This window comes from Halobacillus campisalis, assembly GCF_030345335.1.
Lineage (GTDB): Bacteria > Bacillota > Bacilli > Bacillales > Halobacillaceae > Halobacillus_A > Halobacillus_A campisalis.
On sequence record NZ_JAPVRC010000001.1, the window covers coordinates 92816 to 119461 of the forward strand.

At 40.8% G+C, this 26646-nt stretch carries 29 protein-coding genes; all 29 read left to right on the forward strand.

Annotation, left to right across the window (positions count from 1 at the left end):
• The first annotated feature begins 65 nt into the window (after positions 1-65).
• The gene (gene rplS, locus O2Q26_RS00435) at positions 66-410 is read left to right on the forward strand and encodes a 50S ribosomal protein L19 (RefSeq protein WP_253935155.1); all 345 of its coding nucleotides are present in this window, start codon (positions 66-68) and stop codon (positions 408-410) included.
• A 254-nt stretch (positions 411-664) separates the two neighbouring features.
• Positions 665-1213: a signal peptidase I gene (gene lepB, locus O2Q26_RS00440; RefSeq protein WP_289214090.1), complete on the forward strand. Its 549-nt coding sequence runs from the start codon at positions 665-667 to the stop codon at positions 1211-1213.
• 11 nt (positions 1214-1224) lie between these two features.
• Complete coding sequence (gene ylqF, locus O2Q26_RS00445; protein WP_289214091.1) at positions 1225-2067, forward strand: ribosome biogenesis GTPase YlqF; 843 nt, start codon at positions 1225-1227, stop codon at positions 2065-2067.
• Between the two features lie 93 nt (positions 2068-2160).
• Positions 2161-2934, forward strand: a complete 774-nt coding sequence (gene rnhB, locus O2Q26_RS00450) for a ribonuclease HII (protein WP_289214092.1) — start codon at positions 2161-2163, stop codon at positions 2932-2934.
• A gap of 12 nt (positions 2935-2946) precedes the next feature.
• Positions 2947-4797, forward strand: a complete 1851-nt coding sequence (locus O2Q26_RS00455) for a TP0910 N-terminal domain-containing protein (RefSeq protein ID WP_289214093.1) — start codon at positions 2947-2949, stop codon at positions 4795-4797.
• Positions 4794-5066 (forward strand): EscU/YscU/HrcU family type III secretion system export apparatus switch protein, encoded by a 273-nt coding sequence (locus O2Q26_RS00460; protein ID WP_289214094.1) that lies wholly within the window; start codon positions 4794-4796, stop codon positions 5064-5066. Before O2Q26_RS00455 ends, O2Q26_RS00460 begins: the two co-directional genes overlap by 4 nt.
• Positions 5067-5197: 131 nt before the next feature.
• Complete coding sequence (gene sucC, locus O2Q26_RS00465; protein ID WP_289214095.1) at positions 5198-6358, forward strand: ADP-forming succinate--CoA ligase subunit beta; 1161 nt, start codon at positions 5198-5200, stop codon at positions 6356-6358.
• A 16-nt stretch (positions 6359-6374) separates the two neighbouring features.
• Entirely contained in the window at positions 6375-7277 is a 903-nt protein-coding gene (gene sucD / locus O2Q26_RS00470) for a succinate--CoA ligase subunit alpha (protein WP_253935162.1), read from the forward strand.
• 65 nt (positions 7278-7342) lie between these two features.
• On the forward strand, positions 7343-8221 hold the full coding sequence (dprA, locus tag O2Q26_RS00475) for a DNA-processing protein DprA (protein WP_289214096.1): 879 nt from the start codon (positions 7343-7345) through the stop codon (positions 8219-8221).
• 153 nt (positions 8222-8374) lie between these two features.
• Positions 8375-10450, forward strand: a complete 2076-nt coding sequence (gene topA, locus O2Q26_RS00480; RefSeq protein WP_289214097.1) for a type I DNA topoisomerase — start codon at positions 8375-8377, stop codon at positions 10448-10450.
• Positions 10451-11310: 860 nt separating this feature from the next.
• Positions 11311-12216, forward strand: a complete 906-nt coding sequence (gene xerC / locus O2Q26_RS00485; RefSeq protein ID WP_289214098.1) for a tyrosine recombinase XerC — start codon at positions 11311-11313, stop codon at positions 12214-12216.
• Positions 12217-12228: 12 nt separating this feature from the next.
• Positions 12229-12774, forward strand: coding sequence for an ATP-dependent protease subunit HslV (hslV, locus tag O2Q26_RS00490; RefSeq protein ID WP_289214099.1), 546 nt, complete (start codon positions 12229-12231; stop codon positions 12772-12774).
• 13 nt (positions 12775-12787) lie between these two features.
• Positions 12788-14185: an ATP-dependent protease ATPase subunit HslU gene (hslU, locus tag O2Q26_RS00495; protein WP_289214100.1), complete on the forward strand. Its 1398-nt coding sequence runs from the start codon at positions 12788-12790 to the stop codon at positions 14183-14185.
• Positions 14186-14208: 23 nt separating this feature from the next.
• A complete protein-coding gene (gene codY, locus O2Q26_RS00500) occupies positions 14209-14988 on the forward strand; it encodes a GTP-sensing pleiotropic transcriptional regulator CodY (RefSeq protein ID WP_289214101.1) in 780 nt (259 codons plus the stop codon).
• A 740-nt stretch (positions 14989-15728) separates the two neighbouring features.
• Positions 15729-16118, forward strand: a complete 390-nt coding sequence (gene flgB / locus O2Q26_RS00505; protein ID WP_289214102.1) for a flagellar basal body rod protein FlgB — start codon at positions 15729-15731, stop codon at positions 16116-16118.
• A gap of 2 nt (positions 16119-16120) precedes the next feature.
• Positions 16121-16579, forward strand: a complete 459-nt coding sequence (gene flgC, locus O2Q26_RS00510; protein ID WP_289214103.1) for a flagellar basal body rod protein FlgC — start codon at positions 16121-16123, stop codon at positions 16577-16579.
• A 14-nt stretch (positions 16580-16593) separates the two neighbouring features.
• Positions 16594-16896, forward strand: coding sequence for a flagellar hook-basal body complex protein FliE (fliE, locus tag O2Q26_RS00515; protein ID WP_289214104.1), 303 nt, complete (start codon positions 16594-16596; stop codon positions 16894-16896).
• A gap of 66 nt (positions 16897-16962) precedes the next feature.
• Positions 16963-18558 (forward strand): flagellar basal-body MS-ring/collar protein FliF, encoded by a 1596-nt coding sequence (fliF, locus tag O2Q26_RS00520; protein WP_289214105.1) that lies wholly within the window; start codon positions 16963-16965, stop codon positions 18556-18558.
• 12 nt (positions 18559-18570) lie between these two features.
• Positions 18571-19584 (forward strand): flagellar motor switch protein FliG, encoded by a 1014-nt coding sequence (gene fliG, locus O2Q26_RS00525; protein WP_289214106.1) that lies wholly within the window; start codon positions 18571-18573, stop codon positions 19582-19584.
• A complete protein-coding gene (gene fliH / locus O2Q26_RS00530; protein WP_289214107.1) occupies positions 19577-20323 on the forward strand; it encodes a flagellar assembly protein FliH in 747 nt (248 codons plus the stop codon). Before fliG ends, fliH begins: the two co-directional genes overlap by 8 nt.
• Positions 20316-21623: a flagellar protein export ATPase FliI gene (gene fliI, locus O2Q26_RS00535; RefSeq protein WP_289214108.1), complete on the forward strand. Its 1308-nt coding sequence runs from the start codon at positions 20316-20318 to the stop codon at positions 21621-21623. The genes fliH and fliI overlap by 8 nt, the downstream gene beginning before the upstream one ends.
• Before the next feature lie 11 nt (positions 21624-21634).
• The gene (gene fliJ, locus O2Q26_RS00540; RefSeq protein WP_289214109.1) at positions 21635-22084 is read left to right on the forward strand and encodes a flagellar export protein FliJ; all 450 of its coding nucleotides are present in this window, start codon (positions 21635-21637) and stop codon (positions 22082-22084) included.
• Positions 22085-22088: 4 nt separating this feature from the next.
• Entirely contained in the window at positions 22089-22673 is a 585-nt protein-coding gene (locus O2Q26_RS00545) for a MotE family protein (protein WP_289214110.1), read from the forward strand.
• A gap of 28 nt (positions 22674-22701) precedes the next feature.
• Positions 22702-24111, forward strand: coding sequence for a flagellar hook-length control protein FliK (locus O2Q26_RS00550; RefSeq protein ID WP_289214111.1), 1410 nt, complete (start codon positions 22702-22704; stop codon positions 24109-24111).
• Between the two features lie 10 nt (positions 24112-24121).
• The gene (gene flgD / locus O2Q26_RS00555; RefSeq protein WP_289214112.1) at positions 24122-24562 is read left to right on the forward strand and encodes a flagellar hook assembly protein FlgD; all 441 of its coding nucleotides are present in this window, start codon (positions 24122-24124) and stop codon (positions 24560-24562) included.
• Between the two features lie 16 nt (positions 24563-24578).
• Complete coding sequence (locus O2Q26_RS00560) at positions 24579-24944, forward strand: TIGR02530 family flagellar biosynthesis protein (protein ID WP_289214113.1); 366 nt, start codon at positions 24579-24581, stop codon at positions 24942-24944.
• An 82-nt stretch (positions 24945-25026) separates the two neighbouring features.
• The gene (gene flgG / locus O2Q26_RS00565) at positions 25027-25950 is read left to right on the forward strand and encodes a flagellar basal body rod protein FlgG (RefSeq protein WP_289214114.1); all 924 of its coding nucleotides are present in this window, start codon (positions 25027-25029) and stop codon (positions 25948-25950) included.
• A gap of 39 nt (positions 25951-25989) precedes the next feature.
• Positions 25990-26211: a flagellar FlbD family protein gene (locus O2Q26_RS00570; protein ID WP_289214115.1), complete on the forward strand. Its 222-nt coding sequence runs from the start codon at positions 25990-25992 to the stop codon at positions 26209-26211.
• Entirely contained in the window at positions 26201-26620 is a 420-nt protein-coding gene (gene fliL / locus O2Q26_RS00575; protein ID WP_289214116.1) for a flagellar basal body-associated protein FliL, read from the forward strand. The genes O2Q26_RS00570 and fliL overlap by 11 nt, the downstream gene beginning before the upstream one ends.
• The last annotated feature ends 26 nt before the right edge of the window (positions 26621-26646 follow it).

Consider the following 26646-nt stretch of genomic DNA (forward strand, 5'->3'; position numbering starts at 1 on the left):
TGCCTAGAACGATGTTCCGCTTTCTCTTAGAAGATATGAGCATTAGTTAAGAAGGAGTGAAGAAAATGCAACAATTAATTCATGACATTACGAAGGAACAGCTTCGTACAGACCACCCGAACTTCCGACCAGGTGACACTGTTAAAGTACACGTGAAGGTTGTCGAGGGTAACCGTGAACGTATTCAGGTATTCGAAGGTGTTGTAATCAAGCGTCAAAACGGAGGAATCAGCGAAACATTTACAGTACGTAAGATTTCTTACGGCGTTGGTGTTGAGCGTACATTCCCAGTACATTCACCAAGAATCGCTAAAATTGAACGTTCCCGTCGTGGTAAAGTACGTCAAGCGAAGCTATACTACTTGCGTAATCTACGCGGTAAAGCTGCACGTATTAAAGAAATTATTTAATTTAGTAGAAAGGAGCTTGCATTCGTCAAGCTCCTTTTTTCTAAATTTCTAATTAAAAATATACATATTTCTCACTGTAAAGCGTGTCTTGGCCGTCAAGACGCCTCCGCATTTCGATTGTCCAGCTGCGAGGGGCAGGCCTTCGTGACATAAGCGATCCCTGCGAGAAGGAAGAGCGCTTCACTCCGGGAGCTTGCTTATGCGTGTCGTGGCTGTCAAGACGCCTCCGCATTTCTTTTAAAGGAGCTACTTGTATGAAGAAACAATGGTTAGAATGGGTGAAGGCTTTAGCGATAGCTGCGTTATTGGCTATTGTTATTCGTGTATTTTTATTTGCGCCTGTTATTGTAGAAGGTCCTTCGATGTCGCCTAATTTGCATGATGGTGATCATTTAATTGTGAGTAAAATCAATTATTCTTTAGGGGAACCTGATCGGTTTGATGTGACTGTTTTCCACGCCAGTGATCAGCAGGATTTTATAAAGCGTGTGATAGGGCTGCCTGGAGACGAGGTAGCAATGCAGGGTGATGAGCTTTATATCAATGGTGAGGTGGTTGAAGAGCCTTACTTGGAAGATAGTAAAGAGGAAGCCGCTGAGGGTGAATTAGTAACTGAAGATTTCACAATAGACGAGCTTCCCGGAGGACACTCTGAAGTTCCTGAAGACCATGTTCTCGTATTAGGAGATAACCGTGACAATTCCACTGACAGTCGCGCAATCGGAATGGTGTCTTACGATCAGTTAGTAGGAGTCGGGTTGTTTACTTATTGGCCTTTCAACAGAATCGGCCTCGTGAACTAAGGAGGAAAATTATGACGATTCAATGGTATCCAGGCCACATGGCCAAAGCAAGAAGAGAAGCTGAAGAAAAGCTGAAACTGGTTGATTTTGTGATCGAGCTAGTTGATGCAAGGGCTCCTCATTCTTCAGAAAATCCAGTTCTTCACCAGCTGCTGCAGAATAAACCGAAAATGGTCGTTCTAATGAAAAAGGATTTGGCAGATGCGCGAATTACTGAACAATGGATTCAATATTATAATGAACAAAATATAGCAGCATTAGCTATTGAAGCTAACAATAAGAAAGATATTCAGCGAGTGATTCATCTTGCAAAGGAATTAGGTAAATCTAAAATGGAAAAGCTGCAAGCTAGAGGCGTAAGACCCCGTGCCCTTCGTGCTATGATTTTAGGGATTCCTAATGTAGGGAAATCCACTTTAATCAATCGTCTAGCGAACAAGAAGACAGCAATTACCGGAGATAAGCCAGGAGTAACTAAGAAACAGCAGTGGATCAAAGTGAAAAAAGACTTTGAGTTATTGGATACACCAGGTATTTTGTGGCCGAAGTTCGAGGAAGAAGAAATCGGCTATCGTTTAGCTGCGATCGGTACAATCAAAGACACCATACTTCCTAAAGAAGATGTAGCTGCCTATATTTTAGATTACGTGAGCAGCCATTATCCTGAATTGCTGGAACAAAGGTATGGATTTAAATCATATGATGACATTATGTTCGCTTTTGAACAAATCGGAAAAAAACGAGGATGTCTTGAATCAGGTGGAGTGATCAATTTTGAACAGACCTCTGATGTCATTCTCCAGGACTTGCGGTCCGGTAAAATTGGATTGATTAGCTTTGAAAGACCAGATTAAGCTGGAAAACGCAATGTGGAAAATATCCTCTTGCGTTTTTTCTTATTTACATATGTTATTGAAATACCGATATAACTAACGTGGAGTGATACTGTGGAATTTACATATACCATCAAGGATCTTAAGAATAAATTTGAAAATGAATCTCTTAGTGAAGAAGAGTTGAAGACTTTTCGGGAAGATGAAAGAAAAGGTGTGCAAAAACTAATTGCCCAATATGATAAAAAAGCGGAGCAGCAGCAATTGCTGAAACGAAAATTTCAAGAGATGATGCATCACGAAAACGTAAGTAAACAACAAGGGAAATTGTGTATTGCTGGAATTGATGAAGCTGGAAGAGGTCCTCTTGCAGGTCCTGTAGTTGCCTCCGCAGTAGTCCTGCCAGATAATTTTTACCTGCCTGGAATTAACGATTCCAAACAATTATCCCTATCTAAAAGAGAAGAATATTTTATCCATATCAATCAGCATGCAGAGGTTGGGGTAGGTATTGTATCAAGTCAGGAAATTGATGAAATCAATATTTATAATGCAACAAAACTGGCGATGAATAGAGCGGTAGAGAATCTTACCGACCGCCCTGATCATTTGTTAATAGACGCCATGAGTTTAAGTGATGCAGGGTGTACTCAGCAGTCTCTAATAAAAGGGGATGAAAAGAGTGTCTCTATCGCTGCTGCAAGCATTATCGCTAAAGTAACCCGTGATCGTATGATGCAGGAATTAGCCGAGACCTATCCATCTTATGATTTCCATTCTAATCAAGGATATGGTACAAAAAATCATCTTGATGCGTTAAAAAAGCATGGGCCTACCCCTCATCACAGGAGAAGCTTTTCTCCTGTAAAGGCAAGCATGTCTTCTTAGGAGGAAATGTATATGAATCCAACAGTGAGTGCACTTTTCAAATCTTTACACCAATTTCCCAATGCTGGAAAAACACCTTCGATGAAAAAAGGACAATTGATTTCTGCGAAAATCAGTGAGATTCTGCCCAAAAATCAAGCGATTCTAAACATGGGTGGTACACAAGTGAAAGCTCAATTGGAAATGCCATTGACTAAAGGAGAGCGTTACGTGCTTCAAGTAACGGCGACGAATGAACTACCTCATCTTAGCTTAGTATCACAAAAGCCTTTTTCCGTTGAATGGATGCGCTCTCTAATTAAAGAAGCAGGGTCAAAACCCTCTGAAAAGAATGTGGAGATGCTTCGTCATTTGTTTCAAAATGGCGCTTCTCCAACAAAAGATGAAGTTTTTCAAGCTTTAAATTTATTCAGGAAATTTGGCGGACGATCGAGAACTAAAGATGTCATCACTCACATACTCCGAAACCAAATGCCTATGAAAGAAAGTGTTTTTTTAGCATTGTCCTCACGTGAAAGCCTATCTTCGGTGCTTACTCAAGATAGGAATTTAGTAAACACTGGAGATCAACGCCTTAAAGAAATAATAGGAATCCTCGGAGGAAAATCCTCTCCGGTCACTTTGCTGCAATCGCTGAGCAGTCGACTTCTTCATGAAACAAGTATCAATAAGCGAAACACGTTCCTTTTTTTGCAAAAAGCTGAGATTATCTCACCTGAACTCAGTTTTGAAAAGTTCCAACAAGAGGTTTCCAAGTGGAGAGGGCAGTCCAATGGTGCCTTAACATTGGATGACGCTTTACAGTCTATCAAAAAGGGGAGTGAGTCTCCATTTCCTGCTTTGCCATCACAACGATTGCTACCTACAATGGTAAACAATGTATTTAAAGCTCAGCTCCCTAGTTCAAGCAGAGAATTGTTTTCATTGAAAAATTGGCTGACTCAAGCTGAGAAAGCGATGAACCTTTCTTCAGCAAACCTCTCTTCCGATTTTGTAAATCGATTTCAAGCTTTACATCAAAACCTCGCAGATACTCTAGTATTTAAGAAGTTGGAACATCACATTGGTCAAGATTTTACAATTCTACGAAAGCAGCTCGATCAGCTTTTTTCACTTAACGGGTCAAGGCCTGTTGAATTATCAAGAGAAATAGTCGGCAAGCTTCAAACCCTTTTAGAAAAACAAATGCCAGAGAGTGTCCGCCCGCAATTGGTAGAATGGGCGTTCAAAGCTCAGCCTACTGCTTCTGAATTTACGAAGGAAGCTTTTCTATTGAAAATAAAAGCAATGCTGCACCTGTCAGGTATCAACGATGAGGCCATCATACATAGGGATGTTCAACAAAATGTAAGCGTTCAAAGAGAATCAACTTTGAAATCCTTAGTTGTACAAAGATTACAAGATGAATCTGTGATGAGCACAAAACCTGAAGTTCTAAAGCAGGTGCTGAACATCTTGAATGGAATGCAATTGACTTCCCAGCAAGATCATGGGCAAATGCTGCAGCTGGCTTTTCATATTCCTTCAATTTCTCAGGATGCTTACGTAAATATTGAAGGAAAAAAGAACAATGAAGGAATAATCGATCCTGACTCCTGTCACATACTTTTCTATTTAGATTTAAAGCATTTAAAAGAAACTGTCATTGATTTAATGATTGTGAAGCGGCAAGTTACTTTGACGGTTTATAATGAAAACGAAATGACACCTATCCTGACCAAGGAGCATAAAGGGAATTTGGAAATAGGATTGGAAAAGCTGGGATATTCGTTGCTCTCCATTAATGTAAAAGGGGGACATCCATTAAATCAAGCAGCGAGTTTTGTGAATTCAGAACACACAGGAGTGGATTTCCGGATATGAATCAGAAGAGAAAAGAAGCGATAGCACTAGGATACGATTCAACTAAACATACTGCACCTAAAATCAAGGCAAAAGGAAAAGGGTTTGTCGCTGATAAAATATTAGAGAAAGCTAAAGAAGAAGGGGTTCCCGTACAGGAGGACCCAACTATGGTTGAATTACTGTCCCAGCTTAATATTAATGAGCAGATACCCGAAGAACTTTACCATGTGGTGGCAGAAGTTTTCGCCTTCATATATCAAGCAGATCAAAAAGCAGGTAAAAATTAAACGCTTGTTTACATAATGTTGTGTAAGTGAACTAGTTTGAATTTTTCGACAGATGAACAGCTTACTGTGGACAATTGATGACATTTTTTTATACAATGAAAATGCAGTGAAATTTGATGGGAGGATGAAACATGAATATTCATGAGTATCAAGGTAAGCAAATTATGAGCGATTTTGGTGTACCAGTGCCAAAAGGCTTTGTGGCATATTCTGTAGATGAAGCTGTAGAAGCGGCTAAGAAGTTGGATAGCAGTGTCACTGTAGTGAAAGCGCAAATCCACGCAGGCGGACGAGGCAAGGCCGGTGGAGTTAAGATTGCTAAAAATCTTGACGAAGTGCGTACATACGCTGATGAAATACTGGGGAAAACGCTTGTAACCCATCAGACCGGTCCTGAAGGTAAAGAAGTTAAGCGCTTACTCATCGAAGAAGGCTGTGACATTAAAAGTGAGTACTATGTCGGCTTAGTATTAGACCGTGCAACTAGTAAAGTGACGATGATGGCTTCTGAAGAAGGCGGTACAGAAATCGAAGAAGTCGCTGAGAAAACTCCGGAAAAAATCTTTAAAGAAGTCATTGATCCAGTAACCGGAATGACTCCTTACCAGGCGCGTCGTCTAGCTTTCAACATTAATATTCCAAAGGAAGCAGTAGGTAAAGCGGTTAAATTTATGCTTGGCCTATACGATGTTTTCGTTCAGAAGGATTGTTCCATTGCGGAAATCAACCCGCTGGTAACTACTGGTGATGGAAATGTATTGGCTTTAGATTCTAAATTGAATTTCGATGATAATGCTCTATATCGTCAAAAAGATATTGCAGACCTTCGTGACTTTGATGAAGAAGATCCAAAAGAAGTGGAGGCTTCTAATTTTGACTTGAGCTACATTGCTCTAGATGGAAACATCGGGTGTATGGTCAACGGCGCAGGACTTGCTATGGCTACGATGGATACGATCAAGCACTATAGCGGTGATCCGGCAAACTTCTTGGATGTCGGTGGTGGAGCAACTACTGAAAAGGTTACAGAAGCTTTTAAAATCATTCTTTCTGACGATAATGTTAAAGGAATTTTTGTGAACATTTTCGGAGGAATTATGAAGTGTGACATCATTGCGGAAGGTGTAGTTGAAGCGACGAAACAAATTGGCTTGACACTGCCGCTGGTCGTTAGATTAGAAGGTACAAATGTTGAAGCCGGGAAGAAAATTCTCGATGAATCCGGATTGAACATTACTTCAGCAGACTCCATGGCAAACGGTGCTCAAAAAATCGTAGAACTAGTAAAGTAGAAAGGCGGGGAATGGAATGAGTGTATATATTAATAAAGATACAAAAGTAATTGTGCAAGGGATTACTGGCTCAACAGCCCTTTTTCACACGAAGCAAATGGTCGAATATGGTACACAAATCGTAGGTGGGGTAACACCTGGTAAAGGCGGTACAGAAGTAGAAGGGATTCCTGTGTTTAATACGGTCTCTGAAGCCGTAGAAAAAACAGGTGCCAACGCTTCCGTTATTTACGTTCCAGCACCATTCGCTGCTGATGCCATTATGGAAGCGACAGATGCGGAGCTTGATTTGGCAATCTGTATTACTGAACATATTCCGGTACTTGACATGGTGAAAGTGAAACGGTTTATGGAAGGTAAGAAAACTAGACTTGTAGGACCGAACTGTCCGGGTGTCATTACTCCTGATGAATGTAAGATTGGAATTATGCCTGGCTACATCCACAAAAAAGGCCACGTAGGCGTAGTTTCCCGTTCTGGTACTTTGACTTATGAAGCTGTACATCAGTTGTCTGAAGCAGGTCTTGGACAGTCCACGGCTGTTGGTATCGGCGGAGATCCAGTTAACGGTACAGATTTCATCGATGTTTTAAAGGCTTTCAATGAAGATAGTGATACTGAAGCTGTCATTATGATCGGTGAGATTGGCGGAACAGCTGAAGAAGAAGCTGCAGAGTGGGTGAAAGCCAATATGTCTAAGCCTGTCGTAGGGTTTATCGGCGGACGTACTGCGCCTCCAGGAAAGCGTATGGGCCATGCAGGCGCTATTATTTCCGGTGGCAAAGGAACAGCTGATGAGAAAATCCGTGTCATGAATGAGTGTGGAATTGAAGTGGCTGAAACTCCTTCCGTTATGGGAGAGACGTTAATCGATGTTCTGAAAAAAGAAAACTTATATGAAAAATGTAAAACTCATTAATAGCTTGAAAACCGTGTCTAATCAGGCACGGTTTTCCTTATAATTTACGGAAATGAGGATGGTACATGAACTTGCAAAAAGAAGCATTAATTACATTGCACGACTGCCCATACGTAACCAGGTCTATGCTTAAAAGAATGATGAAAATTGAAGGACTTCTTACATCTCTCCCCAGCTTGACTCCTGCTAAAATTACAAAAGAGACAGCTCTCCCCCTGGAACGTTCCGCGGCTATTTTCAAATACATCGAGAATCCTAATATAATGAAGAAACTCGACATAAATCGGTCCCAATATAAGTTTATTACACTATTTGATAAAGAATATCCAGCTATTTTGAGAAATATCCCCGATCCCCCTCTTGTTCTTTATGCTTCAGGCCGCACTGACCACCTTCAGATTCCATTAAATTTAAGTGTGGTCGGTACTCGAACACCCTCTCAATACGCTTACCCTTCCATGAGAAAGATCATTGATCCGCTAGTCCAATCAAAATTCAATATAGTCAGTGGAATGGCGATGGGTATCGACCAATTTGCACACAAAATCGCCATAATGAATAAGGGGACTACTATCGCTGTCATCGGTTCAGGTTTCCATCACTTATATCCAAGAAATGATATGAAATTATTTGATAAGATTGCATCAGAACAGCTTTTACTAAGCGAATACCCGCCTGACCGTCCAGCCCGGAAGCACCATTTTCCTGAGAGGAACCGTATCATTTCTGGCCTTTCGGAAGCCGTGTTAGTAATTGAAGCGAGGTTAAAAAGCGGTTCTTTAATTACAGTCGACCAGGCGCTGGAACAGGGAAAAGATGTTTATGCTTTACCAGGGCCGATCGGATCGCCTACGAGTGAAGGATGCCATCAAATTATAAAGCAAGGTGCACAGTTAGTTCATAGCTGCGCTGACATTATAAAAGGATACTGTGAGAAAAATTAAAATTTTCCTAAAATAGTACGTATGATTAGGTGCAGAGCAGCTTATTCTATACAAAAATGGGATAGTCAGTTTGACAAACGGTTTCATTGTATTTAATAATAGGGAAGATTTGTGATATATATAAACAGAAAAACCTCTATGGGAGGAAACTACATGGCAGATTATCTTGTAATCGTTGAATCACCAGCCAAAGCTAAAACGATTGAACGTTACCTTGGAAAAAAATATAAAGTGAAAGCATCATTAGGACACGTAAGGGACTTACCAAGAAGTCAAATGGGAGTCGACGTTGAAAATGAATTTGAACCGAAATATATAACCATACGCGGGAAAGGTCCCGTTTTAAAAGAATTGAAAACCGCAGCGAAAAAAGCAAAACGCGTCTACCTCGCAGCTGACCCCGACCGCGAAGGGGAAGCTATTGCCTGGCATTTGGCACACAGCCTGGATATAGATGATAAATCCAAATGCAGAGTCGTATTTAATGAAATTACAAAAGAGGCGATCAAAGATTCATTCAAACAGCCTAGAACGATAGATTCTGATTTGGTGGATGCTCAGCAAGCCAGACGAATACTTGATCGGCTGGTCGGATATAATATAAGTCCGATTTTATGGAAAAAGGTGAAAAAAGGATTGAGTGCCGGACGGGTTCAATCTGTAGCTGTAAAAATCATAATCGACCGTGAGAATGAAATTAAAAATTTCCAACCGGAAGAATATTGGTCCATTGATGCTGAGTTTTTAAAGGATCAGGAGCTTTTTGAAGGGTTTTTTTACGGGATCGACGGCAAGAAAAAAGAATTGAAAACGGAAGAGGACGTCAAGAAAATTCAAGGTCAAATGAAGGGTGACGATTTTTCCGTTGATAAAGTCAATAAAAGAGAAAGAAAGCGTAACCCATCACAACCTTTTACGACGTCATCCTTACAACAAGAAGCCGCACGTAAATTAAATTTCAGGGCTAAGAAAACGATGATGGTCGCCCAACAACTTTATGAAGGAATCGATTTGAAAGGAAAGCAGGGAATTACAGGCCTGATCACTTACATGAGAACTGATTCCACCAGACTTTCCAACACTGCTAAAGAGGATGCAAAACAATATATTGAAAATAACTTCGGTAATGAATTTTTAGCAAATCCAAGTGGTGGCAAAAAGCAGGGCGGGGCTCAGGACGCTCACGAAGCAATTCGACCTACTGGCGCCGATAGAGATCCGAAAGCTATGAAAAGCCTTCTCTCAAGAGATCAATATCGTTTGTATAAATTGATTTGGGACCGATTCATAGCAAGCCAGATGGCCCCAGCTATATTAGACACCATGACCGTACACCTGTATAACCAGGGTGTAGAGTTCAGAGCCACTGGTTCTAAAGTAAAGTTTAAAGGTTTTATGAAAGTGTACATCGAGGGAACAGACGATGATAAGAAAGAAAAAGATAAGTTGCTGCCTGATTTAGAAGAGGGAATGATCGTCAAGGCTCAAGCGATTAAACCCAATCAGCATTTCACCCAGCCGCCACCAAGGTATACGGAGGCACGTCTTGTAAGAACTCTCGAAGAATTAGGGATTGGCCGACCTTCGACGTATGCGCCTACGCTTGACACCATTCAGCGACGGGGATACGTAGCATTAGATAACAAACGTTTTGTACCAACTGAACTTGGAGAAATCGTTTTGGAGCAGCTGAAGGAATACTTCCCTGAGATCATTGATGCAGGTTTTACGAAAGACATGGAAGATGACTTAGACTCGGTGGAAGAAGGAAAACAAGACTGGGTTTCGATTATCTCCGAATTTTACCAGGGTTTTCAGCCAAGACTTGAAAAAGCTGAAAAAGAAATGGAAGAAGTTGAAATTAAGGATGAACCTGCAGGCATCGAATGTGAAAAATGCGGGCATGAATTGGTATACAAAATGGGGCGTTACGGAAAATTCTTAGCTTGTTCTAATTTTCCTGAGTGCAGAAACACGAAACCTATTTTGAAAAAAATCGACGTCACTTGTCCTAAATGTAACGAGGGTGAAGTCGTAGAGAGAAAAAGCAAGAAAAACCGTAAGTTCTACGGATGTGAAAGATATCCTGAGTGTGACTTTATTTCATGGGATAAACCGATCTCAAGACCGTGTCCTAAATGTGAACAATTGTTGGTAGAGAAGAAAGCTAAAAAAGGAACACAAATTCAATGTACAAATTGTGATTATAAAGAAGAACAACAATCGTAAAGAACAAAACGTAAACCTATGGTAAGCAAAATACCATAGGTTTTTTCTTTTCATTTAACCTATGTTAATAGTAGGTGTTGATTTTACATAAAATTGTTATTTAATGATACTTCAGGATTATTTAATGCTCGATTTCGAGACATTTGGTGGGTGGATCGGTGCGGATGGGAATATCTCGCTTTCCGGCAGAGCGCAGTAAAAATACCTGAATTGAAATTAACGTCCTTTGTAGTAGTAGGAGACTTCCTTAAACTTTTTTAAAATAAACCGTATTTCTTAAGAACTGGGATCCCACAAGGCATTTTTCTGTCCTGTCTGTGAAAGTGAGTAATTTCTGATACCTTCAAGCTCTTTTCTTAGTCACGGATAGAAAGGTTTTGAACACCTTCCAATCGGATGGCTCGATAGAGTCTCATATGGTTTATGCTAGTCTTCTATTAATAACAATTATGGTGTAAGAGGTGAAGTGTGTAGGATAGGTGAGATACTCAGCAGGCGAGTACCCAGGAAGCTCACCCCATGCCCATGGTAAGCGATTCGTTTTCTAAAACCGCCACCTTCCCATGCAAAAGTCTCGAAAATGAGTGTTAAAGATAAGCGAGCCATATGAACAACACAAAAATTTAACAAACCTTCATTTAAAATAATTGACACCGTTCGACATGACGGCTATAATTACCGTTTGGTAAGAGTATTTACTTGACAGTTATTTCAAAAAGATATGTTTATTTTCCATTGACTCAGCCGTATAATAGGTTAGGTGAATATAAAACAATTCAGAATTTTATTACAATTGGTTTAAATTCATTGTTATAATAGTGAATAGTGTGATAGAATTTAAACGCTTTAAGAGGTGAACTATGACAACGCTTCTTCATCAAAAAGAATTGTTTGTGGAATATTTGCAAATAGAAAAAAATGCATCATCGCTAACCATTGAACAGTATAAGAACGACATTGAAGGATTTTTCGGTTTCATGACAGCAGAGAATATACATTCCCTGACAGAAGTAGATTTTTCCTTCATCAGAGTCTATCTATCCACTCTTCATGATAAGGAGCTGTCAAGAAGAAGTATCTCAAGAAAGCTTTCATGTTTGCGTAGTTTTTATAGGTTTCTTGAAAGAGAGAGGTACGTAACCAATAATCCATTTTTGAATGTTCGGATGCCGAAGAGTGAAAATCCTATTCCAGAGTTTTTTTACGAGGAGGAGCTTGAACATTTATTTGAAGTGAGTGACTTATCGTCTCCTTTAGGTCAACGAAATCAAGCCATTCTTGAACTGCTTTATGGAACGGGTATGCGAGTAAGTGAGTGTGAGCAGCTTGAAATAAAAGATGTCGACTTTTCATTAACTACTTTACTCGTTCGAGGAAAAGGGCGCAAAGAGAGGTTCATCCCTTTTGGAAGCTTTGCAGAAGAAGCATTGAAACGCTACTTAAAAGACGGACGCAACACTCTTATAAAAGAGGAAGGTGCTTCATCCCGTTTATTCTTGAACAATAGAGGCGGTCCATTAACAGCACGAGGAATCCGGACGATATTGGATAAGATGGTTAAGGATGCCGCATTAACGATAGACATTCACCCGCATAAATTAAGGCATTCGTTTGCTACTCACCTGTTAAACGGGGGGGCTGATCTTCGTTCGGTTCAGGAACTATTAGGACATGAGCACTTATCTTCGACTCAAATATATACTCACGTAACGAAGGATCGGCTGAAAGACGTATACATGAACAGCCATCCGCGCGCAAATAAGTAATGAGGTGATCATATGGATCAACAGTTTCATGCTACAACGATCTTTGCTGTACAGCATAACGGCGAATCAGCGATGAGCGGTGACGGGCAAGTAACTTTAGGAAATCAAGTGGTCATGAAGCATAAAGCGGTCAAAGTCCGCAGACTATACAACGAGCAAGTTCTGGCTGGATTTGCCGGCTCTGTAGCTGATGCCTTTACACTCTTTGAAAAATTTGAAGCTAAACTTGAAGCTTATGACGGTAATTTAGCCCGCGCATCTGTAGAATTAGCTAAAGAATGGCGGAGTGATCAAGTCTTAAGAAAACTTGAAGCGATGTTGATCGTCATGAATAAGGAAAAAATGTTTTTAGTCTCAGGAACTGGGGAAGTTATAGAACCGGATGACGGCATATTAGCCATTGGCTCTGGCGGAAACTATGCGCTGAGCGCGGGCCGTGCATTGAAAAGATACTCACCAGAGAAGTCGGCCAGACAAATCGCCCATGCTGCGCTTGAAATAGCTGGGGAAATATGTGTGTTTACTAACGACCAGATCACTTTAGAGGTCCTGGAATGAGGAGGTTTGTATCGTGTCTATTGATTTAACTCCAAAACAAATAGTCGAGCGGTTGGACAAATATATAATAGGTCAGACAGATGCGAAGAAATCCGTTGCTGTAGCTTTGCGAAACAGGTATCGTCGTATGAAGTTGACGGATGATTTGAAGAACGAAGTCGTTCCTAAAAACATTTTGATGATGGGTCCTACAGGAGTAGGTAAAACGGAAGTAGCAAGGAGACTGGCCAAGCTGGTAGGAGCTCCTTTTGTAAAAGTGGAAGCTACTAAATTTACCGAAGTCGGGTACGTCGGCCGTGATGTTGAATCAATGGTGCGTGATCTCGTTGAAATGGCTGTAAGAATGGTAAAGGAACAGAAAATGGAGTCTGTGAAGGGCAAAGCTGAAGAGCAGGCGAATAAGCGATTAGTCAAATTGCTTGTACCTTCTAAGAAAAAGCAGGGCAATACAATGAAAAACCCTTTTGAAATGCTTTTCCAGCAAAACGAAAACGAGTCAACACAGAAGGAAAATGCGGATGAGGAAACGGAAGTAGAATCGAAAAGAAAACGTATCAAACAGCAGTTGGATTTAGGTGAACTTGAGGACCATATGGTTACTGTAGAAATAGAGGAGTCACAATCTTCCATGTTTGATATGATGCAAGGGTCGGGAATGGAGCAGATGGGCATGAATATGCAGGATGCCTTCAGTCAATTCATGCCAAAGAAAAAGAAGAAGCGCAGACTCCCTGTCAGTGAAGCGCGTAAAGTCCTGACTCAGGAGGAAGCTCAAAAACTCGTGGATATGGATGAAATTGGACAGGAAGCGGTAGAAAAGGTCGAACAATCAGGCATGATCTTCATCGACGAAATCGATAAAGTAGCTGCCAAGGGAGAAAATCAGGGCAACGTTTCAAGAGAAGGTGTCCAGCGAGATATACTTCCAATCATCGAAGGGTCGACCATTGTCACAAAATATGGGCCGGTTTCCACCGATCATATTTTGTTCATCGCTGCAGGAGCATTCCATATGGCCAAACCTTCCGACTTGATCCCGGAATTGCAAGGACGATTCCCGATTCGGGTAGAGTTAAATAAATTGACAGTGGAGGACTTCAGAAGTATTTTGATCGAGCCTTCTAATGCTCTAATCAAACAATATAAAGCCCTTCTTGAAACAGAAGGTATAAAGGTGGAATTTTCTGACGATGCTATTACTAGGATTGCGGAAATCGCTTATGAAGTGAACCAGGAAACAGATAACATTGGCGCCCGAAGGCTTCATACGATCCTTGAAAAGCTTTTGGAGGATCTATCGTTCGAAGCTCCGGATGTTACGCTGGAAACAATTGAAATAACCCCTCAATACGTAGAGAGCAAGCTTGCTACTATTGTTAAAAATAAAGACTTAAGCAGATTTATACTATAACGTATTCGCAAGGAGGAACAACAATGGAATTATTAAACCGCGCAAGAAGAATCAACGCAATGCTGCAAAAAACTACTGGGAAATCGGTGGATTTTAATGACATGTCTGCCACTTTAAGAGATGTCATCGGAGCCAATACTTTTATTTTAAGCAGAAGAGGTAAATTATTAGGTTTTGCCATTAAACAGGAAATTGAAAACGAACGTATGAAAGACATGCTTTCTGAACGTCAATTCCCACAGGAGTACACTCAGAACTTATTCAACATTAAAGAAACTACTCCGAACCTGGATATCGAGAGTGAATATACAGCGTTTCCTGTAGAAAACAAAGAGTTGTTTGAAGAAGGATTGACTACCATCGTCCCTATTATCGGTGGAGGACAGCGACTAGGAACCTTAATCCTTAGCCGCTTAAATGAAAGTTTCAATGAAGATGATCTATTACTTGCAGAGTACGGGGCCACCGTAGTCGGAATGGAGATCCTTCATGAGAAGACTGAAGAAATTGAACAAGAGGCCCGTAACAAAGCGGTAGTACAAATGGCAATCAGTTCTTTATCATATAGTGAATTAGAAGCCATCGAACACATCTTTGAAGAACTGGAAGGTAATGAAGGACTGCTAGTTGCAAGTAAAATTGCAGATAGAGTAGGAATTACGCGTTCAGTGATCGTCAATGCACTTCGTAAACTTGAGAGTGCCGGCGTTATTGAATCACGTTCATTAGGCATGAAAGGGACGTATATTAAAGTCCTCAACAACAATTTCTTAGTTGAATTACAAAAACTTCGATCTAATTAATCAATGTAATGTTCATTGAAAGATACTTTTTTACTAGAAATACGTCAGGCTGTTGAGAATGAGCTCAACAGTCTGATTTTTCTTGGAAAATGACCAGGTCTTCCAGCAGGCATTTTTGTTTCCCTTAACCTGTGTGACGTAAAAGAACCGAAATTATTGAGGATCGTATCTAAAGAAGTCTCATAGCTTCCAAACGAAAGCTGGAGAGTGTTCCACTATAACTTCCTTTTATATGTGTGCAAGATATGAGAAAAAGAATGCAGGATGAGTGGAAGCAAGTACGAAAAGGCGCCCCGCCCTCACTCTAAACAGGGAGTTTTTCTTCTGTAGGATTTTTAATTAAAATTACAAAAATGTAAAAAAATAAAAAATGGCAGCTAAAAAACAGTTCTTAATTTAAGAACTGTTTTTTTTTGTGTGTTTTTAGACCTATTTAATTGGTTATTATTAACGAATTTAATGTTCGAAAGTAGGTAATACCACTTCTTTAGTAGTCTTTTTAATATGTTTCAAAATATAATTTATTTTATTACATAATTGTGTGATAATGTTCTTTATAGTAGTGTTTTCGACAAAGAAGTATAAAATGCTCTCTTTATGATCGAAAAGTACCGGGATAAAAGTTTTGAATTTTAGAAATAATAGTAAATTATCACTGCCTTAATAGGTAATTCATCTAATTCTTTTGAGGTTAGATTTATTATTTGTGGATTATTGTCAAATGAGGGAGGTATTACGCTTTGAAACTGTTTAATGATACATTTACCACGTTAGAGAGCTCTTTAAACCATTCCAGTAAAAAAAATCAAGCAATTTCAGAAAATATCGCCAATGTAGATACGCCGGGGTACAAAGCCAAGGACGTCGTCTTCAAGAATGTTCTCAGCGAAGAGATGGGGGTCAGCGCTAAGCGCACGAACGAAAGACATCTCAACTTTGGCAATGGCCAATCGACTACTCATCAAACAGTGAGGAAAGAAGGTACTACATATAACCATAATGGCAACAACGTCGACATAGACAAGGAAATGAACGATCTGGCTAAAAATCAAATTCAATATCAAGCTCTGGTTGATCGTATAAGCGGGAAGTTCAATAGTTTAAAAAGTGTCATTAGAGGAGGTAATTAAAAATGAGTATTTTTAATGCTATGAACGCAAGCGGCAGTGCGCTGACGGCTCAGAGGCTCCGTATGGATGTAGCGTCATCCAATATGGCAAATGCAAGCTCAACGAGAGCCACTGTCAATGAAAATGGAGAGTGGGAGCCCTACCGTAGAAAAATGGTGCAGCTGCAGCCTGAAGATCAATCTTTCAGCTCTTTCTTACAAAAAGCGAAGTCTCAAAATTCGGCGGCCGGCCAAGGAGGAGTCAAGGCGGTAGAAATCCAGGAAGATGATGAGCCGTTCAAGCAAGCGTATAATCCAAGCCATCCTGACGCTAATGAAGATGGATATGTTGAAATGCCTAACGTAGACCCTTTGAAGGAGACAGTGGATATGATGAGTGCCACCCGCTCCTATGAAGCGAACGTTACTGCGATGAATGCTTCAAAAGGCATGCTTATGAAAGCATTAGAAATCGGAAAATAAGGAGGCATCTTACTATGAACATCACACCAATTTCCAATGATCAAATTCAAGTGCCAAGGGCACAGAATGCCAAGGACATTTCACCTGGCGAAGCCCATTCAAAATTCGCTGACAATTTAAAGATGGCGATTGAGAATGTCAATCAAACCCAGGGGGGCTCAAATAATATGACGAAGGCATTGGCAAATGGAGAAATAGATGATCTTCATGAAGTCATGATCGCATCAGAAAAAGCGAGTGTCACAATGCAAACCACCATAGAAATGCGTAATAAGGTAGTCGAGGCCTACAAAGAAATTATGCGTATGCAAGTATAACTACAGTTCAATTTAATTAAGGTACCATACTTATTCTCTTAAATTGTGCTTTTTTTGGGGGCAATCATGAAAGAAAAAATATATGTATTAACGAAAAGAACTTCAACGTTCTGGAAGGAACGAAGCACAAAGCAAAAAGGACTTTTACTAGGTTCAATCATTGGGTTTGTGATTCTATTATCTTTAGCTAGTTTTTTTGCTGCAAGTTCCAAAATGGTTCCCCTGTACAGTGACTTATCACTTCAAGAAGTGGGGCAGGTCAAAGAAGAACTTGATGTCAGAGGAGTTTCTTATGAGCTGGATAGCGGGGGAACGACTATCCGCGTACCTGAAGCACAAGCTGAAACATTACTCGTCGATCTTGCCGCAGCAGGATTACCTGACAGTGGGAATATAGACTACGGATTTTTTAGCGGAAATGTTTCCTGGGGCATGACAGATAATGAATTTGATGTCATAAAGCTCGATGCTATGCAGTCAGAACTTGCCAGCTTAATGTCCGGTATTTCAGGGATTGCCGACGCGCAGGTTATGATCAATGTTCCTGAGGAAGAAGTTTTCATGTCTGAAACAAATCAAGAAGCTTCCGCTTCGATCGTATTAAATGTTGAGCCTGGTCATGATATCCAAAATGAGGAAGTGGAAACACTTTATAATTTAGCATCAAAGTCAGTTCCTAATCTTCCTACAGATAATATCGTCATCATGGACCAGAACTTTAATTATTATGATAAAAATAATTCGGAAAATGCAAATAATACGGATGCCTATACATATCAACAAGGAGTAAAAGAGGACATTGAGAAAGATATTCAGCAGCGCGTTCAAAAGATGCTGGGGACGATGATGGGGCCGAATAAGGTTGTAGCCACAGTCACTGCTGATATTGACTTCACCCAAGAACAGCGAACAGAGGAATTAGTGGAACCTTTTGATGAAGAAGCGTTGGAAGGGCTGCCCGTAAGTATAGAACGAATTGAAGAGACTTATGAAGGCGGAACTCCGGCTGGTGGAGTAGCAGGGACAGGAGAAGAGGATGTTCCTGGTTATGAAGCAGAAGACGGTGAAGGAAATGGCGATTATGAAATGTCTAAGGAGACTATCAATAATGAATTCAATCGCATTCAAAGGAATATTGAAGAAAGTCCATTCAAAGTTCGTGATTTAGGTATCCAAGTAGCTGTTGATAATACGAAAGGTGAAAATGAACAAGGCGAAGTACAGACTCTGAATGAGCAAGAACAGCTGACGGTGGAAGAAAGCATCCAATCTATTTTGGATTCAATGATCACCACTTCAATCGATGGCAGTTATGGAGAAGTAGATTCTGAGGAGAAAGCTTCGATTGTATTTCAGGAATTTGACGCTCAGCCACAATTTAATGAAGAACCAGCTGATATTCCGTTATGGGCCTACATCGCAGGAGGTCTTTTGCTGTTAGTAGTGATTTTCCTGATATGGAGACTTCTAAGAAGAAGAAGCAAAGATTACGAAGAAGAAGAGGTTTTCGAAGAGGCAGCTGAACCACAGCCGATCTCAATTCCAGATTTAGAAGAGAAAGAAACAGATGCAACTGTAAGACGTAAGCAGCTAGAACGAATGGCCAAAGAAAAACCAGAAGACTTTGCGAAACTACTTCGTTCATGGATTGCAGAAGATTAAGGAGGGACCAATATGGCCTATCAAAAGAACGGGTTATCAGGCAAGCAGAAGGCAGCTCTTCTGCTTATCTCTCTTGGTCCGGATGTTGCAGCACAGGTATACAAACATCTGACAGAAGAAGAAATGGAACGACTCACCTTAGAGATTTCATCCGTTCAAAAAGTAGATTCGAAGCAGAAAGAAGAAATATTAGAGCAATTTCATCAAATCGCTATAGCACAAGATTATATTTCACAGGGTGGTATTGGCTATGCCAGGACCATTCTTGAGAAAGCTGTAGGTGATGAGGAAGCTTCTAACATTATTGGGAGGCTGACTTCATCCCTGCAAGTTAAACCTTTCGATTTTGCAAGGAAAGCAGATCCCAGTCAGATTCTTAGCTTTATACAAAATGAGCACCCTCAAACAATTGCATTAGTATTATCGTATTTAGATGCATCGCAATCAGGTCAAATTCTATCTGAACTCCCGCAGGAACTGCAGGCAGATGTAGCAAGACGGATTGCAACTATGGACTCTACTTCTCCTGAGGTTATCAGTCAGGTGGAAAACATCTTAGAAAAAAAACTTTCTGCTACTGTCACGCACGACTATACAGAAACCGGAGGGATTCCTGCAGTAGTCGAGGTGCTTAACGGAGTAGACCGCACTACAGAGAGAACTATTCTTGATGCTTTAGAAATACAGGATCCTGAACTTGCTGAAGAAATTAAGAAAAGGATGTTCGTCTTTGAAGATATTGTTTCATTGGACAATCGAGCCATTCAACGTATCATTCGTGAAGTTGAAAATGATGACTTGCGGCTATCGCTTAAAGTTTCTAGCGACGAGGTGAAAGATCTAGTTTTCAGCAATATGTCAGAGCGTATGTCTGAGGCGTTCAAAGAAGAAATGGAAGTCATGGGACCTGTCCGCTTAAGAGACGTAGAAGAGGCGCAAACAAGAGTAGTTTCCACGATAAGAAGACTAGAAGAAGTGGGAGAAATTGTCATAGCCAGAGGCGGAGGAGATGACATCATTGTCTAGCCATAGTTCTTCTTCAGAGAATCGGGTAATTGGAATAAAGAAGATTCAGTTGAATAAAGGGAAAACGACACTTTATGATGATAACGACATCAAAGCTAATGAATTGGTGGGCCAAGCAGAAGAGAAAGTTCGTAAAGCTGAAGCTCAATCTACACTTATAATGAAGGAAACGGAAGAGGAAATTCAGAGACAGAAACAAGACTGGGAAAGACAACGAAAAAACTTTGTAGAAAACGCAGAAAAAGAAGGGTTTAAAAAGGGTTTTGAACAAGGAAACAAAGAAGGCTATGACGAATACCTGAACAAAATCTCTCAAGCTAACCAGCTGATTGAACTCGCTAAAAAAGATTATCGTTTGACGGTGGGATCTAGTGAGGAGACGATCATGGACATTGCTATGAAAAGCGCAGAGAAAATAATAAATTGCGAGCTGAAAGAGCATCCGTCGATTTTTGTGGAAATTGTAAAAAGAGCTCTGGAGGAAGTGAAGAATCAGGCTGAAATCATTGTGTATGTCCATCCTGATGATTATCCGATTTTGCATTCTCAAAGGGAAGAACTTGATTCGATCACAGAATTCAATTCTACGTTAAGTATTTATATAAAGGACAGCGTGGAGCGCTCTGGATGTATAATCGAGTCGCCCTTCGGGCAAATAATTGCGGGGGTTGAACCTCAATTACAGGAATTAAGGCAGAAGCTGTTCCAAATCGTGCATGAGGAGAAACCTGATGAATAAACAGCTATACATGGACAGCATCGAAAAGGTAGATACATATAAACGATTTGGTAAGGTGCACCGGGTTATAGGATTAATGATTGAATCGAAAGGTCCGGAAGCATCGATTGGTGATTTATGCTACATCCATACGCCTTCAGGTACAGCAAAAAAAATCGAAGCTGAAGTTGTTGGCTTCCACGATGAAAACCTGCTGCTCATGCCATACCTTGAGATTAAAGAAATCGGACCGGGCAGTTTAGTTGAAGGGACAAATGGTCCATTGAAAATTAAAGCGGGTCTTGGTTTGATCGGTCAAGTGTTAGACTCTCTAGGCCGTCCGATGAATAATCAAAAGCTTCCAAAAGGTTTAAAGACATTCCCCACCGACCAGAACCCTCCTAACCCGCTAGAAAGACCGACGATAAAATCACCTATTCAGGTTGGAGTAAGAGCCATAGACTCTTTACTGACCGTAGGAAGGGGACAACGCGTAGGGATATTCGCAGGCAGCGGTGTAGGGAAGAGTACGCTGCTAGGTATGATTTCGAGGAATAGTTCGGCTGATATCAACGTGATTGCTTTAATCGGAGAGCGAGGCCGGGAAGTAAGAGAATTTATCGAGAATGATTTAGGACCTGAGGGGCTCAAGCGCTCAATAGTCATAGTAGCTACTTCTGATCAGCCGGCATTGATGAGAATGAAAGGAGCCTATACAGCGACGGCTATCAGTGAATATTTTCGAGAAAAGGGCTATGACGTAAACCTCTTAATGGATTCAGTCACCAGGTTTGCTATGGCACAGCGGGAGATCGGCTTGGCGACAGGTGAACCACCAACTACTAAAGGGTATACACCTTCAGTTTTTGCTACCTTACCTAAACTTCTCGAAAGGACAGGTACGAGCAAAAATGGGTCGATTACAGCATTTTATACGGTTTTAGTAGATGGCGATGATTTGAATGAGCCGATATCTGATACGGTAAGGGGAATTCTAGACGGGCATTTTGTTTTAGACAGAAGATTAGCAGAACAAAACCATTTTCCTGCCATTAACATATTGAAATCTATAAGCCGAGTAATGAACCAGGTGACCGAGAACAAACACAAGCAATCAGCTTCTCGTCTACGTTCTTTATTAGCTACATATGAAGAGAATAGTGAATTAATACAAATTGGTGCATATAAAAGAGGGAGCAGCCGTGACATTGATGAAGCGATTAAATACCATCCTTCTATCATTGATTTTTTAAAGCAGGATGTACATGAGCCTTCAACTATTGAGAAGTCCACCGACATTCTTTCTCAGTTATTTTCTTAAGGAGTTTTTGTATGACAAGTTTACAAGCTTTTCATAAGATTAAAGATTTACAAGACCGAGATAAGATAGCTAAGCAAAAAATATATCAAGAACAAGTCGACCGTTTTGAGTCTGTGGCTACTGAACTTTATGAAGCCCTAAAAGAAAAAGAAAATGCTGAAGAAAAGTTCCATGAAGAATTGAGGGAGACGAAGGTTCGAGCGCAAAACTTCATACTTCATGAACAATATATTGATCAGTTGAATAAAAAAATCTTAAATCTCCAGCCCAGAGTACAGCAGGCAAGATCAGTTATGGAAACAGCACATGACAACCTGTCGTCAGCGCATATTGAAGTGAAGAAATTTGAAAAGTTGATTGAAAAAAAACTGACTCAGCACGAGGATTGGCTAAAAGCAGAAGAAAGTAAAGCTATGGATGAGGTATCGACAAGACAATATCTAAATTATAAGAACAGGTGATTAAATGGCAAAAAGCAGGGAGGAAAGCCAAAATCGTTTTCAATGGTTTTTCTTAGTCATTGTAGTACCGACAATATTTGCACTGACTATTACGCTAATTGTAATAAGCATGATGGGAATCAATGTTTTGGATAAAGGAGAGGAGTTTGCCAACAAAATACCAGGCGTATCAAGCCTGGTTACGACTCAGTCAGAAGAGAATGAGCAGCGGACCACAGACCACTATGAATCGGCCATTGCGGATTATCAAGCAGAAATCGAAAAGCTGGAAGGCGATAACAGTAGTAAAGACGCCACGATAGATGAATTGAATCAGACCATTACAAAGTTGGAAGCTAATTTAGAATCAGCTTCTGAGGCAGCAGAGACTTCTAATGAAGAGACTGAAACCGATAATATTTCTGAAATGGCCGAATCTTTCCAGGAGATGGACGAGGAAGCTGCGGCGCCTATTCTGGAAAATATGGAAGGTTCTCTTGCCGTCTCCCTTCTTTCCGAAATGCAAAGCGATGCGCGCGGGGCTGTATTAGGAGAAATGTCTCCTGAAGCTGCTGCACAATTAACGAGTTTAATGACGGAAGAGCAGTAAACAGAATGCTTTGAAAGGAGGTGAAATAATGGAAATGATGCAGTTATTTAAGTCCATGCCCGGTCAATTTCTCTCACCCTTAAACAACGTGGAGCGTAAAGGTGAGCATTCCAAGCTGATGACAGCTTTTGAGGATTTACTGCAGGGTGAATTAGTAGGGGAAGAAAACATCGAAAGTTTAATCGAAATGGTTAAGGAAGAGTTGAAGGGTTTCGGGATTACTATGAGCGGTGCTTCAGGTGATTTAGATATGAGAGGATTGTTTGAAAAGATTGAGAATACGGACTTATCTAAAGCAGCCCTTTGGAAAGATGATGGTATGCCAGAAGAATTCGAACAGTTATTCAGTATGACTAGCAAAGAACTTCCTTCATTAAATGAAAAGGAGCAGGTTAAGCTATCAGAATTTCTGAAAGACCTTCATACCGAAGTAGCTTCTGCATCCATATTTGACAATAGAAGCGTCATGATGTCTTTTATGCAGCCGCCTATGGAATGGGGCTCCGGTAAATCATTATCTGTAAATGGTGAAGGATCACCAGAGAAGCAACTCCAATCACTATGGGGGAAATTTGAACAACTGACAGGGAAACTGTTTTCGCAAGGTGATGCAGTGCATCAAACGAAAAAAGTGACATTAGATCAGAAAACGATCATTGAATTGAAACAAATTGTCGATCAAGTTACAAAATTGGCAGCAGCTTCTAAGGATCCAGGTGTTTTTAATGAAACCTTGTCTAGAGCAAGCAAAGGCAGCAGCCAAGAGCAGCAACAGCTTCTTTCCGATTTAGTGAAGAATTATTCTGACCGGAAATCAATGGTAGTTAATTATGCTCAACAAGCTCAAGTGACATCAAAAGATATGGCTAAGTGGCTTTCACAATCAATAACTAAGCTCACTCAGTCTGAACAGGCGCCCGCTCCACATCTATCTTCTGCACATCTCTCAATGAATATGACAAAAGTAGAGCAGCATGTGATTCACTTGAATTCAAGCCAATCTCAACCTATGATGCAAAGCCAGTTCATGGAACAGTTTGACCAAATGATGAAGTCTTCTCGTATGTTTTCGAATTCTTCTGGTATGACAGAATTGAACATTCGCCTTAACCCCCGGCAACTAGGAGATATGACGGTGAGACTCATGCAGATGAATGGGGAAATGACGGTGAAGATTCTAGTAACTTCACAGGCAGCCAAAGATATGCTCGATAGCAACATGAATCAATTAAGGCATATGTTCTCACCTCAGCAGGTAGTGGTGGAAAAAACGGATATGACTTCAGGCGAGCAGTTTTTAACGGAACATGACAAAGAGGCTGGAGATTTCGGACATCAACGAGATTCCAGTCAGGAAGAACAAGAATCTTCAGATGAACCACATGCTGAAGGAGAAGAAGTATCTTTCCAGGAAGTCCTTATGAACGAGAAAGTGTAGGTGATTAGTTATGACGAGTATCGATCCGTCTTATTACTTGAATAATCAGACACGGAAAAGTACAGGAAGCAGTGATTTAGGAAAGGACGACTTTTTAAAGATTTTAATGGCTCAGTTACAGAATCAGAATCCGCTTGATCCGATGGAAGATAAGGAATTTGTTTCTCAAATGGCTCAGTTTTCAAGTTTGGAACAAATGACGAATATGTCACAAATGATGGAAAAATTCACAAATAACCAAAGCCTTATGCCGGTTATTCAGTACAGCGGACTTATTGGGAAAGAAGTGACTTATCCGGAGTACGATCAAGAAACTGGAGCAGTTTCACAATATAATGCCGGCAAAGTTCAGTCAGTCAGCCAGGCGGATGGAGAAGCTTTTCTGACAATGGATAACGGAGCAGAAGTGGCAATAGAAGACATAAACAAAGTTGCAGAAGCAAATGTTTAGAAAGAAGTGATCCATGATGGACCCTCGTATTCATCAACTGCATCAATCAATGCCTGTACACACATATAAAAAGGTACATAAAAATTCTCAATCTTCTTTTAAGGATGCCTTACAGGAAGCAAGTGGTTTAAATGTCAGCAAGCATGCGCAGCAAAGGCTGGATGATCGAAACATCAAAATTGATGACTCGCAGTGGCAAAGGATTTCCGAAAGGATGTCTGAAGCAAAATCTAAAGGTGTTACCGACTCCTTAGTAGTTCTCAAGGATGCTGCACTTGTGGTCAGTACTAAAAACAATACAGTAGTCACCGCCATGAATAAAGATGATACGGAGTCTCATATTTTCACTAACATTAACGGCACGATTATTTTGAATGACTAGGCTGGACCCGAGTAAGGGAGGCCTTCAAAGCTTACTGACTGAATGAAGTAAGCTAAACATAAAAGGAAGGAATGATAGCACTATGCTACGTTCAATGTATTCAGGAATTTCAGGTATGAAAGGTTTTCAGACATCGTTAGATACAATCGGCAATAACATCGCAAACGTAAACACAAGCGGGTTCAAGAAAGGCCGTGTTTCATTTCAAGATATGATGAGCCAGTCTGTTTCAGGTGCTCAGGGCTCTATAGAAAATCTGCGCGGAGGGGTCAACCCTGCTCAAGTAGGTCTTGGTTCTCAGATGGGTTCGATCGACAGCATCCACACTCAGGGAAATCGGCAAACGACGGATCGTCCTCTGGATATTTCTATTGAAGGAGACGGAATGTTCGTTCTAGCAGAAGGGACGGCGGATACTGCAATTGATCCGGAAGCTAAAACAATTGATGATCTCGGAGCTGTAGATACAACCTTCACGAGAGCTGGTAACTTTTACCTGGATGGTGATGGTGCCATCGTAAATGCGGATGGTAAATATTTGGTGGGAGAGTCCTATAATACACCCGAGGGAGGAGATTCTTCTCCTAGCGGACAAGCGGGTCTTATCACAATACCTGAAGATGCTCAAAGCTTTAATGTTCAGTCGGACGGAACAGTAGGTTACGTAGACGGGAACGGCAATCCGCAAGAAGCCGGGCAAATACTGCTCGCTAATTTCTCTAACCCGGAAGGACTCGAGAAAGTTGGCGGAAGCACGTATAGAAATACCGATAATGCGGGGTTATTTAGCGATGACGAGGACGGTCTGAATGGTCTTGAGGATTTATCTGCCGCTGGTGAGAACGGAACAGGCCAAATGGTTTCCGGCTCCTTAGAGATGTCAAACGTTGACCTTGCGGAAGCATTTACAGAAATGATTACAGCTCAGCGAGGGTTTCAGGCAAATACCCGTATCATCACGACCTCAGATGAAATTTTACAAGAGCTTGTGAATCTAAAACGATAATAAAGGAGGGAGGGGGTTTTTTCAGCCCCCAACACCTACATGATTTCATTAACGAGGCTGAATGGAGAGACTTTTTGGTTTAACCCTATTTACATAGAAAAGATTCAGTGCAATCCTGATACGACCATTACGACAATACAAGGCAAAAGCTTCGTTGTGAAAGACGACCATGAAAAGGTCATGAAAGAAATGAAGCGTTTTTACAGAGAGGTCGGATTGGTCAGAATCGTAAACAAGGCAGGTGGAGAAAATGAAAAGTAATGTATTTCGAACCATGCTTATTGTACTGGGAACGATCAGTGTTCTTGGTGTTGTAGCTCTCGTTCTTGTCATGAATATAAACGAATCCGAGGCTGATGGGGAGCGGTCGATTGATGAAATGGTAGAGGCTTCTCTTGTGACGGACGAGATTACAACAGACCTTGAGAGTGGTGATTTTGTCCGCATCAGTTTTCAAGTAGTGACTGACAGTAAAGAAGCACTGGAGGAACTGGAGAAAAGAGATTTCCAAATGCAGAATATTTTGTTGAAGGAACTTGCTGTAATGAACACAGAAGACTTTAAATCTGGGCTTGCAGACCTTGAAGAAAAGCTGAAGGTGAAGCTGAATGAGCTTATGACAGAAGGGCAAGTCACAGATGTGTACACGATCGATAAAGTACTTCAATAATAAGAGTGGTCTTGATGAGGTGGAGG